Genomic DNA, 12,487 nt, shown 5'->3' on the forward strand with positions numbered 1-12,487 from the left:
AGATGGCAGTGCAGAGCCTAGCCTGGGAAGGCAGACCACGCACCGACATCCGACGGGTGGCCTTCACTGGCTACGCCGCAATAGCACTGCTGGCGGGGTGTTTCGGCTATTGGGCCGTCAGCGTGCCCCTGTCCGGAGCGGTGATCACGCAAGGCACGATCTCGGCGGCGGGCGGAAACATTCTCATCCAGCATCCCGAAGGCGGCATCATCCAGGAGTTGCTGGTCCATGAAGGGGATCGCGTGCAAAAAGCCCAGGATCTGATCCTGCTCGATCGAACAGCCGCGCAGGCCGAGTTCAACCGGCTGACGAGACAGTCGATCGCGCTCAGGGCGAGCGCCTCGCGGCTCGAGGCGGAACGCGACGGATTGGACCGGCTTGCGCCAGTCACGGGGACCGCGCCAGCACCGTTCCAGCACGATTTCGAGACTCTGGTTCGAGAACAGCAGAAGGAATTCGACGCCAGGCTCGCCCGCTTTCGATCGGAACAATCGATCCTGACGCAACGGGTTGCCATGCATCGCCAGTCGGTCGTGGGATTGCAGGCCCAGAAACTCGCCATCCAGCAACAGGCCGAAATCGTGAAGAAAGAGCTCGGCATCAAGACCAGCCTGTTGGACAAGGGCCTCACCAATCGCAGCGAATATTCGCAGCTTTTGCGCAGCGAGGCCGATCTGGTCGGGCAGGCCGGCGCGCTGGAGGCGGATGTTGCGGCGACCGCCACCCAGATCGTCGAAGCGCAGGCGCAGATCGAGCGTGCGACCACGCAACGCGTGGAGGAAGCGCTGACCAAGCTGGACGACGTCCGCACCAACCTGGCCGACATAGAGGAACAGATTCGTGCAGCCGAGGCGGTGCTGAGGCGGACAACGATCAAGGCGCCGGCCGCGGGCATCGTGGTGTCGTCGACCTACAATTCCAAGGGAAGCGTGATTGCCCCCGGACAGAAGATCATGGAGATCCTGCCCACGGCATCGGGCCTGATCGTCGATGCACGGCTGCGGACGAGGGACATCGATCAGGTTCGTGTCGGCCAGCCGGCAAAACTGCGATTGTCCGCGTTGAACATGCGGCTCACGCCTGAGATTTCAGCCACGGTGACACAGGTTTCCGCGGACCGGCTGATCGACGAGGCCACGCATGAACCCTATTTCCGCGCCAAGCTGAAGATTGCCCCCGACCTGCCGCCCGGCGTGAAAGCGGAGCAGCTTTACCCTGGAATGCCGGTCGAGGCGTTCATCAGCACCGATGACCGAACTTTCTTCGAGTATCTCGCACGGCCGATGCTCGATTCCTTCGCTCGCGCTTTCACAGAGCGGTAGATGTTGCGAACCGCGGTGTCCGTCGGCACGCCGTCAATATCGCCAGGGATCAGGCCGCGACAATGCCCACGCCAATTTGAAGATCCGCTCCTGAAGATTCGCGGCCCAAAGCTGACGGCCTGCACTCGGCCCAAAAACGGAACGTTCTGTTTCTCGTCGGGTAGCACAACCAGGGTGGGATTTTTCCCTAGGCATTAACGGCAGGCGGGGCTAGCGTAGAGCCACTGGGAGGTGGGCGATGACAGACGTCTCGATCCGCCGGGCGGATTTCATGATGGTCCTCGCCTATGCTTCGGACCTTGCCACCGGCCATTCTCGCGACTTCGCACTGAAATCCTGCGTGCTTGCGATGCGGATCGCCGATCTTGCTGGCGTTTCCGATGAGGTTCGGCGCAACGCCTACCACCAGTCCATGCTCCGCTATGTCGGTTGCAATGCCGACACGGACCTCCTGTCGGCCACCTTTGGCGACGAAATTGCGCTCCGCCAGGATCTTGTCGGTCTCGATATGGGCAACCGGGCGGAGCTGGGCAGGGTCTTCGTCCAGGCTTTCAAGCGGCTCTACTACGATCTTGAGCCCGACGCGCAGGCCAACGCGATCGAGGCTGGGCTATCGCAGGCGATCGCCGTGGCTCGCCCGGTGCTCACAGCGCATTGCGAGGTCGCGCAGCGGATCGGCGAGCGGCTCGGCCTGTCCGACGAGATCCGGCGCAATCTTGGACAGATCTACGAACGCTGGGACGGCAAAGGCCTGCCGCGTGGGCTGAGCGGCGAGGATGTCCTCCCCGCCGTGCGCCTGATCACATTGGCGCAGGATGCCATTGCGCTCAGCGATGCGGTCGGCATCGACGGGATGGCCGAAACCATCGCCAGCCGCGGCGATGGCCCATACGAAGCGGAACTGGCCCGGCTCGTCTCGGCCAACGCGGCGGCGCTGATGGAGGGCATCGGCGCGACGGTCGACCGCGAGACGATCCTGGCGCTCGAGCCCGATCCTCCGGTGGCGCTGGACGAGGAGGCTTGCGACGAGGCGTTCCTCGCCATCGCCGACATGATCGACATGCGCATGCCGTTTACGCAGGGCCATTCGAGGATGGTGTCGGAACTGGCCACGGGCGCGGGCAAGCGGATCGGGCTGCCCGACCCTGACGTCCGCGCGCTGCGCTGGTCGGGCTGCATCCATGACATTGGCGAGCTCGTGGTGCCGGTGGCGACCTGGATGCGCAACGGTCCGCTGTCGGTCCGCGAGCGCGACGCGGCGCAGTTGCACGCCTATTATGGCGAGCGGGCGCTGGCCTCGTTCGGCCGCGAGGGCGATGCGATGGCCGCCCTCGTGCTGCGCCATCACGAACGCCTGGATGGCTCGGGCTATCACCGCAAGGTTCACGGCTCCGACCTGTCGCCGGCGGCAAGGATCCTGGCCGCTGCCGAAGCCTTCCAGACGTGGCGAGAGGAACGTCCGCACCGCAAGGCGCTGTCCAGCGAGGCGGCGGCAACGCAGCTGCGCGCCGCCGTTCGCGAGGGCTGTATCTGCCCCGATGCCGCCGAGGCCGTGCTGTCCTTCGCCGGACAGCCGTCGCGCCGGGCGCCGCCCCGGCCGCTGGCCGGAATGACGCCGCGTGAGATCGAGGTGCTGCGCCTGATCGCCGCTGGACTCACGGCGAAGGAAGCGGCGCGCAAGCTGGATATCTCGCCCAAGACCGCGGACCACCATATCCAGAGCGTCTATGCCAAGATCGGCGTGACCACCCGCGCCGCCGCGGCACTCTACGCGGTCGAGCACGGCCTTGTCCGGCCGGGCGAGACGCAGGCATAGGGAATACACCCCATGTGCGCCCGCTCCGGGGCGCGCATCGTGATCCTGTCGACGGACCGATGGTGGCCGCGACCGACAGGAGGAAATCAGATGCTTCTCGCAACAACCAAGGTGGCGGACGTCGACCGCTTCATCCGTATCTTTTCGACCAAGGGCGCCGACAAGCGCCGGCTGCACGGCTCGAACGGCGCAACCGTCTTCCGCGACCCCAGCGAGCCCGACCGCGTCTGGGCGATCTTCGACTGGGACGCCGAGGGCTGGAAGAATTTCGTGTCGGATCCGGAGGTGCCCGCGATCCTGCAGGAAGCCGGCCATGTCGGCAAGCCACAGGCGGCACTGCTGCTCGGCCACTACGAGGCTTGAGGTCCCGCACTGCGCGCCGCCTGCCGACCGGCGGCGGCGCCTCCCCGACGAACCCCCAGATTTGGAGAAATGAAATGGATCCGAAACCCATCAAGATCGGCCTTATCGCCGAACTCACCGGCCCGTTGTCCTTCATGGGCGTCGCCAACGCAAACCTGACGACCATGCTCGTCGACGACATCAACGCCAAAGGCGGCCTGCTGGGCCGGCCGGTGAAAGTCATCATCGAGGATGGCGAGACCAACGACAGCGCCGCCAAGGCAAGGACCGCGAAACTGATAGATGTCGACAAGGTCGACCTGGTCGTCGGCGGCATCTACAGCTCGACCCGCCTAGCCATCAAGAGCGAGGCGGTCGCGCGCGGCAGGACGCTCTACATCTACACCGAGCAGTATGAGGGACAGGAAAACGATCCGCTGATCTTCTGCACAGGTCCGGTGCCCGCGCAGCAGGTCGAACCGCTGATCCCATGGTTCATGAAGAGCACCGGGGCGAAGAAGTTCTACCTGCCGTCGGCCGACTACATCTGGCCCCATCTGCTGAACAAGGCGGCGAGCCGGGTGGTGCGCGCAAGCGGCGGCGAGATCGTCGGTGAGGAGTATTTCCCGCTCGATACAGTCGATTTCCGGCGCACGGTCGAGCAGATCATGGCGAGCGGCACCGACGTGGTATTCAACACCCTCGTCCCGCCGGGCCTGACGCCGTTCCTCGACGAACTGCATAAGGCCGGTTTCGGCAAGCGCGGCGGCAAGATCATCTGCACCTACTTCGACGAGAATTTCTTCAATCTCGTGCCGTCCGAGCAGATCGAAGGCCTCTACAGCTGCCTCGACTACTATCAGGAACTCGAGGATCCGTTCGGCCGCGCGCTCTTGCGTCGCTACCAGGACCGATTCCCCGGCAGCGCCATGTTGACCGCGGGCAGCGGCTGCACCGGCCACTACCGGGCGATCAAGATGTGGGAAGCGGCTGTCAATGAGGCCGGCACGGTCGAGCGCGATACGGTCATCCGGGCGCTCGATCACGCGCGGATCAGCGAGGGACCGGGTGGCCCGGCCGAAATGGTTCCCGGCCAGCACCATGTTCGCATGAACATGTACATCGCGCAGGCGCAGGGCGGTCGCTTCCGGGTCGTCAAGAACCTGGGTCCGATCGATCCTAACGAACGCGTGCTCGCCGACGAACTCCAACTCGGCAAAGCGGGCTGAGCCGGCCGCGTCGATGACTGTTCTTCCAGGTGGTGGGGCGGCCAGCAAGTTGCCCTGCCACCCAACCAGCCAATAGTGCCTGTTCCAGTCGCGCATTCAGAGCAACTGGAGATCACCAGGCGCTATCTCCGGCGCTGGCGCGTTGCGGTCCGCGATAGGCTGGACGCGTCGGTCCGCTTTCCAATCTCGCTATGCCCGAAAACGGACAGTCCGCAAACGGCCCTGCGGGGTCGCGAGATCAAAAAGCTAACGCCCGACGGCGGGGTGCGCTAGCCTAGGTTGTCCAAGCGGTTTGTCTTGCGCCACTCCTCGTATTCCCCGCGGGCATCGTCATGCAGCGGATAATAGCGTTGCAGCGGCGCGCCCTGCATGAGTTTCATTCGCGAGAATTCCTCCCAATCGTGATGCTTCTGGGATTCTTCGATCACCTTGGCGGCCATTGCGACGGGAAGCACGACCACCCCGTCGTCGTCGGCGACGATGATGTCGCCGGGGATCACCGTGACGCCGCCGCAGGCAATTGGAACGTTGACGGCGTTCGGATAGATGCTGGTTTGCACATGATAGTTGGGCGTCCAGCCGCGCAGCCACAGGGGCAGATCGAGCTTTTCGACATTGGGCCGGTCGCGCATGCATCCATCGATCACAATGCCCGCGCCGCCCCTGCCCTTGAAATAGGTCGACATCATATCCCCGAAGACGCCCGAACTCATGTCGCCGCGCGCGTCGACCACGACCACATCGCCCTCCCGCGCGTGATAGAGCACGTGCCGGTGCAGCTGCGTCTCCGGATCGGCATATTCTCCCTCGCTAAAGAGGTCCGGCCGCTGCGGCAGGAACTGCAGCGTCAGCGCCGGCCCGACGATCGACTTCCCGTGGTTCTGCGCCACCGGACCGACCATGTGCGGATTGCGGAAGCCCATGTGGCCAAGCGTGCCGGCAACCGTCGCGGCGCCGATCTCCCTTAGCGCGTCGATCAGGTCCTTGGGCGGACGGGTGATGTCGGGGGTATGCGTCATTATCGGACTCCGGTTGAAAGGGAACTACCAGTTCGTGACGGAACCGTCGCGGCGCTTCAGGTGAGGCGCTTCCCAGAAACGCAAGCTCTGCGCCTGGACAGCCTCTTCGTTGACCTCGACGCCGAGCCCCGGCAGATCGCCGACCGGATAGTCGGTCCCGTCGAGCCGTGGTTGCACGGGGAAGAAGTCGGAATTGTCGAAGCCCAGCTTTGTTTCGGGCGCCCTGGTCTCGAGCCACGCGAAGTTGGGTACCGCGGCGGCGAGATGCACGGTCGCGGCCGTGCACACTGGACCGAGCGGATTGTGCGGCATCAGGTCCACATAATGCGCCTCGCTCCAGCCGGCGACCTTCATGGCCTCGGTGAGCCCGCCGACATTGCAGACATCGAGCCGGTTGAACTGATGGATGCCGCGCTCGATGTAGGGCAGGAACTGCCACTTGCTGGCAAATTCCTCGCCGATGGCAAAGGGAACGTCGGTCATCGTCCGCAGGGATTCATAGGCCTCCGGTGTCTCGTCGCGTATCGGCTCCTCAAGGAAATCAAGCACGCCGCGGCCGAGCTTGTTGCAGAAGCTCGCGGCCTCTGCCACCGACAGCCGATGATGATAATCGAGGCCGAGAACCACGTCGTCGCCCAGCGCTTCGCGTGCTTTGTTCAGCATCCTTGCGGTAGCGCCGATCGACTCGCGCGGCTCGAAGATGTCCTTGCTGTTTTGCCCAAAGGGAAAGAAGCGGATCGCCTGCCATCCCTGTTCGTGCAACTCGCGGGCTCGTTCGATGGCAACATCGCCCTCGGCCTCGTCACCGGTCGAGGCGAAGGTGGGAATGCGGTCGCGCTGCTTGCCGCCCAGCAGTTCATAGACCGGCACCCCCAGCGCCTTGGCCTTGATGTCGTGCAGCGCGATGTCGATGGCCGAAATCGCCGCCTGCAGAACGCGTCCGCCTTCGAAGTACTGGCTGCGATAGAGCTCCTGCCAGATCCGGCCGATCTGCATCGGGTCGCGGCCGATGAGAAACTCGCGATAGTGCTCGACCGCGCCGGCCACGGCCCTCTCGCGGCCGCTCAAGCCGCTCTCGCCCCAGCCGAAGATGCCCTGGTCGGTCTCGACCTTGACCAGCATCTGGTTGCGCGTTCCTACCCACACTGGATAGGGCTTGATCGCGGTGATCTTGAGCCTCGTCGTCATTCACGCCCCCGTCCCAAACGCATCCACCCTGTCTCAGGAGGCCTCGAGAGCCATTTCAGTTTCGCCGTCGAACAGGTGCATCCGCTCCTGGTCGAACTCGAGCCAGATCTGCTCGTCGGGTTTGACGGCGATGTTGGGGGACACGCTGATGTTGACGATGGCGCCGGAGAGGAACGCCTGCACGAAGGTGACGTCTCCGGTCGGTTCCACCGTATAGGCCTTGGCCGGAATGGCACCGGGGACCGCGCTCTTGTGCAGCTTGATCGTCGAGTGTCGCGCGCCGAGCACGACCTTCCTGGTGGTCGCTTTCTGGACCTTGCGCGCGTTGCGTTGAGACAGCTCGAGGCTCCAGCCTTCCGCGCTCGTCAGAACGGTGTTGCCGTTTGCCGTCGATGCCTCCAGCGGAATAAGGCTCATCGCCGGGCTGCCTATGAAGCTCGCCACGAACATGTTGACGGGATGGGCGAAAACTTGCGCCGGCGAATCGTATTGCTGCAGGTAGCCGCCGTTCATCACGGCCATCCTGTCCGCCATGGTCACGGCCTCGAGCTGGTCGTGCGTCACATAGATGATGGTCGCCTTGAGGTCCTGATGGAACCGTTTGATTTCGGACCGCATCTGCACGCGCAGCTTTGCGTCGAGATTGGAGAGCGGTTCGTCCATCAGGAACACCGCCGGATCTCGAACCAGGGCGCGGCCCAGGGCCACGCGCTGCTGTTGCCCGCCCGAAAGTTCGCGTGGCTTGCGCTCGAGCAGCTGCGTCATGTCGAGCACTCGCGCCGCTTCCCTGACCTTCTTGTCGATCTCGTCCCTGGGCAGTTTGCGCATCTGCAGCGGGAACGCCAGGTTCTTGTAAACCGATTTCTGCGGATAGAGCGCGTAGTTCTGGAACACCATCGCGATGTCCCGGTCCTTCGGATCGAGGTCGTTGACCACCCGGTCCCCGATGACGATGTCGCCCGATGTGATCGGGATCAGTCCCGCGACGAGATTGAGCGTGGTTGTCTTGCCGCAGCCTGAAGGGCCGACGAGCGCAACGAACTCGCCGTCATTGACCGTCAGCGAGACGTTGTTGACAGCTTTGAAACCGCCATAGGTCTTGACGAGATCTTTGAGGACCACGTGGGCCATCGGCAACTCCCTAGAGCATGATGCCGAAAAGTGTGAAGCGGTTTTCGGACGACATCATGCTCTATCTCCTTGATTTAGAGGCGGATTCAGATTTCAGGTCGAATTGACCTGAAATCATCCGGCTCTAGTGCTTGACCGCGCCTTCTGTAAGGGCGCGTACGAAGTATCGTTGCAGGACGAGGAACAGCACCACGACGGGCACGCTCATCATGAAGCTGGCCGCCATCAGGCCCGGAAAGTCCGTCGTATTTTCCGAGAAGAAGCGCTGGATGCCGACCGGCAGCGTCAACTGTTCGTTCTTGGAGAGGAAGGTGTAGGCGTAGATGTACTCGTTCCACGCGCCGATGAAGGAATAGATCGCCGTGGCGATGATTCCCGGCGTCGAGAGCGGCATCACGATCAGGATGAAGGCCTGGAACCGCGTTGCTCCATCGATGCGCGCCGCCTGCTCGAGCTGCACCGGGATGTTGTCGTAGAAGCCCTTGAGCAGCCAGATCGCCAGCGGCAGGCCGAAGGTGAGATAGGTCAAGATCAGCGAACCATGCGTGTTCACCAGCCCGAGCGCGCGCATCAGGATGAAGAGCGGCACCAGAAAGATCACCGCCGGGAACATGTTGCGCAGCAGCACGGCGAAGAACAGGAAGTTCCGGCCCGGGAAAGTGAAGCGCGAAAACGCGTAGGCCGCGGGGACAGCCACGATCACCGAAAGGATTGTCGTGACGGTCGAGACGTAAAGGCTGTTCCAGAAGAAGCGGAGGAAGTCCTGGCCGACGCTGTTCTGCGGATCGAGCAGCTTCTGGTAGCTGGCAAGGGTAGGCTCGTCAGGCCACCATTGCGGCGGGAATTGCATCGCCGCGAACCCGGACTTGATCGAAGTGATCAGCATCCAGATCATCGGCAACGCGGTGTAAAGCAGCATGAACACGAGGAAGATGCGCCCGGCCCACCGCCATCCGTCGACGCGCATGCGGCGGCGGGTCTGGCCTCTCGGGGCTGTCTCGGCAATCGTGCTCATGCGCCCCGCTCTTTCCGCTCGTTGCCGCTCAGCGCACGGACGTAGAAGTAGCCGAGCGTCATCAGGATGAGGAACAGGAGCACCGAATAGGCCGATGCCACCCCCCAGCGCTGCCGGCCGAAGGCGAGCTCATAAATGTGGGTGATCCAGATATGCGATGCGTTCGACGGCCCGCCGCCGGTCATGATCCAGGGGATGATGAAGGAATTGAAGTTGGCGACTGCGAGCAGCAGGATCGTCACTGTCGAGACATTGCTCAAATGTGGGAAGGTGACGTGCCAGAAGCGCTGCCACGCATTGGCCCCGTCGACCTTGGCGGCGCGCAGCAACTGGTCGGGTACCGTCTGCAGGCCGGCCATCATCATGATCATGGCAAACGGAAATTCGCGCCAGATATTGACGACGATCAGGGAGGGCAGCACCGTGCTGACGCTGTCTATGAAATTCGGCGGTCGGTCGGCCAGTCCGAGGCCGACCAGTACCGCGCCGATGATGCCGAAGTCCGAGTGGTAGATCCACTTCCAGATATAGGAGGCGGCGACCGCGCTGATGACCCAGGGAATGATCAGGATAGCGCGCAGGACACCACGGCCGATGAAGTCGCGATGGAGCGCCAGCGCGGCGGCAAACCCCAGGACGAAGGAGATCAAGGTGGATCCCACCGTCCAGATCAGGGTGTTCCAGGTGACTTTCCAGAAAACCGCACTGGTGAGGATGGCCGTGTAGTTGTCGAAGCCGATGAAGGTCTTGTCGCGGAGCTGCAGGCCGGGCGGCGTACTGAAGAACGAGAGCTCGATCGTGTAGTAGATCGGATATGCGATGACGATGAGCATAATGGCGATCGCGGGAAGCACATACGCGTAGTCAGCGCGATGCTCCCAGATCTTCCGCAGCATGCCGGACATACCGGGATGCAATCTTCGGCGAGCCTCGGTCTTGCCGGTCACGATCGTCACTGTGGCGTGCCCTTGTTCTTCGGAACGAACCGGCCGCGCGCTATCGGCGCGGCCGGTTAGATCGCAGGTCCGGCTCGGACTAGAGTCCGCCCATCAGGTCTTTTACCTTCTGGGCCGCGTCGTCCGCTGCCTGATCGACGGTCATCGCTCCGGTCAGGGCATTCTGCAGCATGTCCGGGATGATGATGTTCATGATCTCGGGAGACTGCGGCAGCGCCGGGAACGGGATGCCGTATGGCAGCATCGAGGTCGTGACATCAAGGAACTTGATGCTGTCCAGGCGTTCCTTCATCCACTTGGTCTTGAAGCCGTTGAGGTTGCCCGGGTTCGAGCCGGCGTAGGCCATCTTCAGCGACCATTCAGGGCTCGTCCACATGCAGATGATAGCCTTTGCAGCCGGCTCGTCCACCTTGCCGCCCTCGACATATTCGGGCTTCAGGATGTGAATGTTCGAGCCGCCGAAGACGACGGCGCGCTTGCCGTCGGGCCCGGTCGGGATCAGGCCGTAGCGCATGTTGTCGATGACGGTCTGCGCCTTGTCCTTGTCGGTGCCCGTCGCCTTCTTCTGCAGGTCGAGCATGACGTTGTAATCGGATGGGTGCGAGATCATCATGCCGAGCTGGCCGGCGAGGAACAGGGGCTGGTTATCGGCCTGCTGGTTGGTGAGTGCCGAAACCGGAACCGACTTGTCGCGAACATACATGTCGTAGGAGGCTTGCAGCGCCGCCTTGCTCTGCGGGCTATCGAGCTGAACCTCCTTATAGGTCGGACTCGCGGTGGCTTCGTCGAAGACGCCGCCGCCATAGGCCCACAACTGCGGCATGAACCGATACGGCGTATTGCCGGCATTCTTGCGAGCCACGAGGCCGTAACCGGCAATGCCGAGCTTGTCGTGGATCTGCTTGGAATACTTGACGACGTCGTCCCAGGTTGCCGGAGCCTTGTCCGGATCGAGGCCCGCGCGCTTGAAGATGTCGGCGTTCCAGATGAACGCCATCGTCTCGTTGTTGGTCGGAATGCCGTAGCTCACCCCGTCCCAGGTCACGGCCTTCAAGGCGCCGGGCCAGAAGTCCTCGGTCGAATACCCCACGTCCTCGGGCTTCAGCGGCTGCAGATAGCCCTTTGCGGCGAACTCGGTACCACCCAGGATTTGCAGGCGCACCGCCATCGGCGCGGCATTGCCCAGGAGCGCCGTGCGGAACTTGTCGAGAAGGTCGTTATAGGTGAGCGCCTGCTCCTCGAGCTGGATGTTCGGATAGGTCTTGCGGAAGGTCTCGAAGAAATCCTTGTAGTACTGGCGCAGGAGGTCGGGGTCGCCCTCGAACACCCCCTGATACCAGAAAGTCAGCCGCCCCTTGTAGTCGAGCGGAGTGACTTTGCCGCAATCGGCGGCCGTGTCGAAATCCTGTGTTCCCGCGATGGAGCGCACATATTCCGGCGACCACTTGTTCAGGTCGACCGGCGGCGCACCCAGCGCCGATGTGGACATCAGCGATGCCGTCAAAACACCGACGACCGTGCCGCGCAGGACCGCACTGCCGAGCATAATCCTCGTCATAGGTATCCTCCCTGGTTCTCCGCCCTGTGATCGCGAGGATGCTTTTTTCAGCACACAGTGTATCCCCTCGATCACTTGATACGTTTTCAGATCGTAGATTGCCTGTCAACGCACTAGATCGTACATTGTTTGTGAAAACCGTGTGTGATATCGGGGAAAGCGTGTATTAACATTGGGGAGCCGGCCTTGGCCGATACGAGCGATTTTAAAGCCGAGCCGCCGGCGGGGATTGACCCTATCGGGGCCTCCAGCGAGGGCGCCTCGCTTTATGAACGGATCAGGGAAGACATCATCGAGGGACGGCTCGCCGCCAATGAACGGCTTGTGGTCACCGATCTCGCCCGGCGTCACGGCACCTCGACCAACCCCGTGCGAGAGGCTCTGCAGTTGCTACGGGGCGAAGGCTTTGTCACCTTTGTCGCCAATCGCGGGGCGCGCGTCCGGCCCATAGATCAGGATTTCGTCCGCGACATCTACGAGATCGGTGTTCTGATCGAGCCGGCCCTGACACGATGGTTCGTGAACATGGCCACCAGCGAGGACATCGCCGAACTCGAACGGCTCCAGGGCCTGATCGAAGAGAACAACTTCGCCGACACGTCAAGGCACAGCGAGCTGGATACCGCCTTCCACACGGTGATGTACCAGCGGCACTATAACCGCCATGCCGCCGAGCTTTGGTGGAAGCATCGCGAAGTGCTGCGAGCCGTGAGCCGTCGTTTCAATTTCACGCTCGCACGGCGTGCCGCGATCCTGCGCGAGCACCGCGAGCTCATCGCCCTCGTAAAGGCGGGCGAGGCAGACAAGGCCGCCGAACTCATCTCCCGCCATGTCGAGGGTTCCGGCCGGCATGTTCTCGAACAGATGCGCGCGCGCAACGCCGCTCGGGCCGGATAGAATTTCCCATCTGG

At 62.9% G+C, this 12,487-nt stretch carries 11 protein-coding genes; 5 read left to right on the forward strand and 6 right to left on the reverse strand.

What is annotated here, in order from left to right; all coding sequences use genetic code 11:
- The first annotated feature begins 2 nt into the window (after positions 1–2).
- From BLS48_RS20965 to BLS48_RS20980, 4 genes are all read left to right on the forward strand, one after another.
- Positions 3–1,322: an HlyD family type I secretion periplasmic adaptor subunit gene (locus tag BLS48_RS20965; RefSeq protein WP_091581461.1), complete on the forward strand. Its 1,320-nt coding sequence runs from the start codon at positions 3–5 to the stop codon at positions 1,320–1,322.
- A gap of 238 nt (positions 1,323–1,560) precedes the next feature.
- Entirely contained in the window at positions 1,561–3,138 is a 1,578-nt protein-coding gene (locus BLS48_RS20970; protein ID WP_091581463.1) for an HD domain-containing phosphohydrolase, read from the forward strand.
- 90 nt (positions 3,139–3,228) lie between these two features.
- Positions 3,229–3,501, forward strand: coding sequence for a hypothetical protein (locus BLS48_RS20975; RefSeq protein ID WP_091581466.1), 273 nt, complete (start codon positions 3,229–3,231; stop codon positions 3,499–3,501).
- A gap of 74 nt (positions 3,502–3,575) precedes the next feature.
- Positions 3,576–4,709, forward strand: coding sequence for a substrate-binding protein (locus tag BLS48_RS20980; protein ID WP_091581469.1), 1,134 nt, complete (start codon positions 3,576–3,578; stop codon positions 4,707–4,709).
- A gap of 269 nt (positions 4,710–4,978) precedes the next feature.
- Here the strand turns inward: BLS48_RS20980 and BLS48_RS20985 are convergent, their stop codons facing one another.
- The 6 genes from BLS48_RS20985 to BLS48_RS21010 form a co-directional block, all read right to left on the reverse strand.
- The gene (locus BLS48_RS20985) at positions 4,979–5,728 is read right to left on the reverse strand and encodes a ribonuclease activity regulator RraA (RefSeq protein ID WP_091581471.1); all 750 of its coding nucleotides are present in this window, start codon (positions 5,726–5,728) and stop codon (positions 4,979–4,981) included.
- Between the two features lie 24 nt (positions 5,729–5,752).
- The gene (locus BLS48_RS20990) at positions 5,753–6,916 is read right to left on the reverse strand and encodes a mandelate racemase/muconate lactonizing enzyme family protein (protein WP_091581474.1); all 1,164 of its coding nucleotides are present in this window, start codon (positions 6,914–6,916) and stop codon (positions 5,753–5,755) included.
- 33 nt (positions 6,917–6,949) lie between these two features.
- A complete protein-coding gene (locus tag BLS48_RS20995; RefSeq protein ID WP_091581477.1) occupies positions 6,950–8,047 on the reverse strand; it encodes an ABC transporter ATP-binding protein in 1,098 nt (365 codons plus the stop codon).
- A gap of 124 nt (positions 8,048–8,171) precedes the next feature.
- Positions 8,172–9,062, reverse strand: a complete 891-nt coding sequence (locus tag BLS48_RS21000; protein ID WP_091581481.1) for a carbohydrate ABC transporter permease — start codon at positions 9,060–9,062, stop codon at positions 8,172–8,174.
- Complete coding sequence (locus BLS48_RS21005) at positions 9,059–10,018, reverse strand: carbohydrate ABC transporter permease (protein WP_091581484.1); 960 nt, start codon at positions 10,016–10,018, stop codon at positions 9,059–9,061. Before BLS48_RS21005 ends, BLS48_RS21000 begins: the two co-directional genes overlap by 4 nt.
- A gap of 79 nt (positions 10,019–10,097) precedes the next feature.
- Complete coding sequence (locus tag BLS48_RS21010; RefSeq protein WP_091581486.1) at positions 10,098–11,576, reverse strand: ABC transporter substrate-binding protein; 1,479 nt, start codon at positions 11,574–11,576, stop codon at positions 10,098–10,100.
- Between the two features lie 186 nt (positions 11,577–11,762).
- On the opposite strand from BLS48_RS21010, the gene BLS48_RS21015 reads away from it, so the two are divergent.
- Positions 11,763–12,473 (forward strand): GntR family transcriptional regulator, encoded by a 711-nt coding sequence (locus tag BLS48_RS21015; RefSeq protein WP_091581489.1) that lies wholly within the window; start codon positions 11,763–11,765, stop codon positions 12,471–12,473.
- Positions 12,474–12,487: the final 14 nt, after the last annotated feature.

Origin of the sequence: Mesorhizobium qingshengii, assembly GCF_900103325.1 — a bacterium.
Classification (GTDB): domain Bacteria; phylum Pseudomonadota; class Alphaproteobacteria; order Rhizobiales; family Rhizobiaceae; genus Mesorhizobium; species Mesorhizobium qingshengii.

What these genes read in the sequence shown, in the direction of transcription:
- BLS48_RS21000 (WP_091581481.1), bottom strand. Translation starts at nt 9,062, where the DNA reads ATGAGCACGATTGCCGAGACAGCCCCGAGAGGCCAGACCCGCCGCCGC.
- BLS48_RS20975 (WP_091581466.1), top strand. Translation starts at nt 3,229, where the DNA reads ATGCTTCTCGCAACAACCAAGGTGGCGGACGTCGACCGCTTCATCCGT.
- BLS48_RS20985 (WP_091581471.1), bottom strand. Translation starts at nt 5,728, where the DNA reads ATGACGCATACCCCCGACATCACCCGTCCGCCCAAGGACCTGATCGAC.
- BLS48_RS21010 (WP_091581486.1), bottom strand. Translation starts at nt 11,576, where the DNA reads ATGACGAGGATTATGCTCGGCAGTGCGGTCCTGCGCGGCACGGTCGTC.
- BLS48_RS20995 (WP_091581477.1), bottom strand. Translation starts at nt 8,047, where the DNA reads ATGGCCCACGTGGTCCTCAAAGATCTCGTCAAGACCTATGGCGGTTTC.
- BLS48_RS20965 (WP_091581461.1), top strand. Translation starts at nt 3, where the DNA reads ATGGCAGTGCAGAGCCTAGCCTGGGAAGGCAGACCACGCACCGACATC.
- BLS48_RS20980 (WP_091581469.1), top strand. Translation starts at nt 3,576, where the DNA reads ATGGATCCGAAACCCATCAAGATCGGCCTTATCGCCGAACTCACCGGC.
- BLS48_RS20990 (WP_091581474.1), bottom strand. Translation starts at nt 6,916, where the DNA reads ATGACGACGAGGCTCAAGATCACCGCGATCAAGCCCTATCCAGTGTGG.
- BLS48_RS20970 (WP_091581463.1), top strand. Translation starts at nt 1,561, where the DNA reads ATGACAGACGTCTCGATCCGCCGGGCGGATTTCATGATGGTCCTCGCC.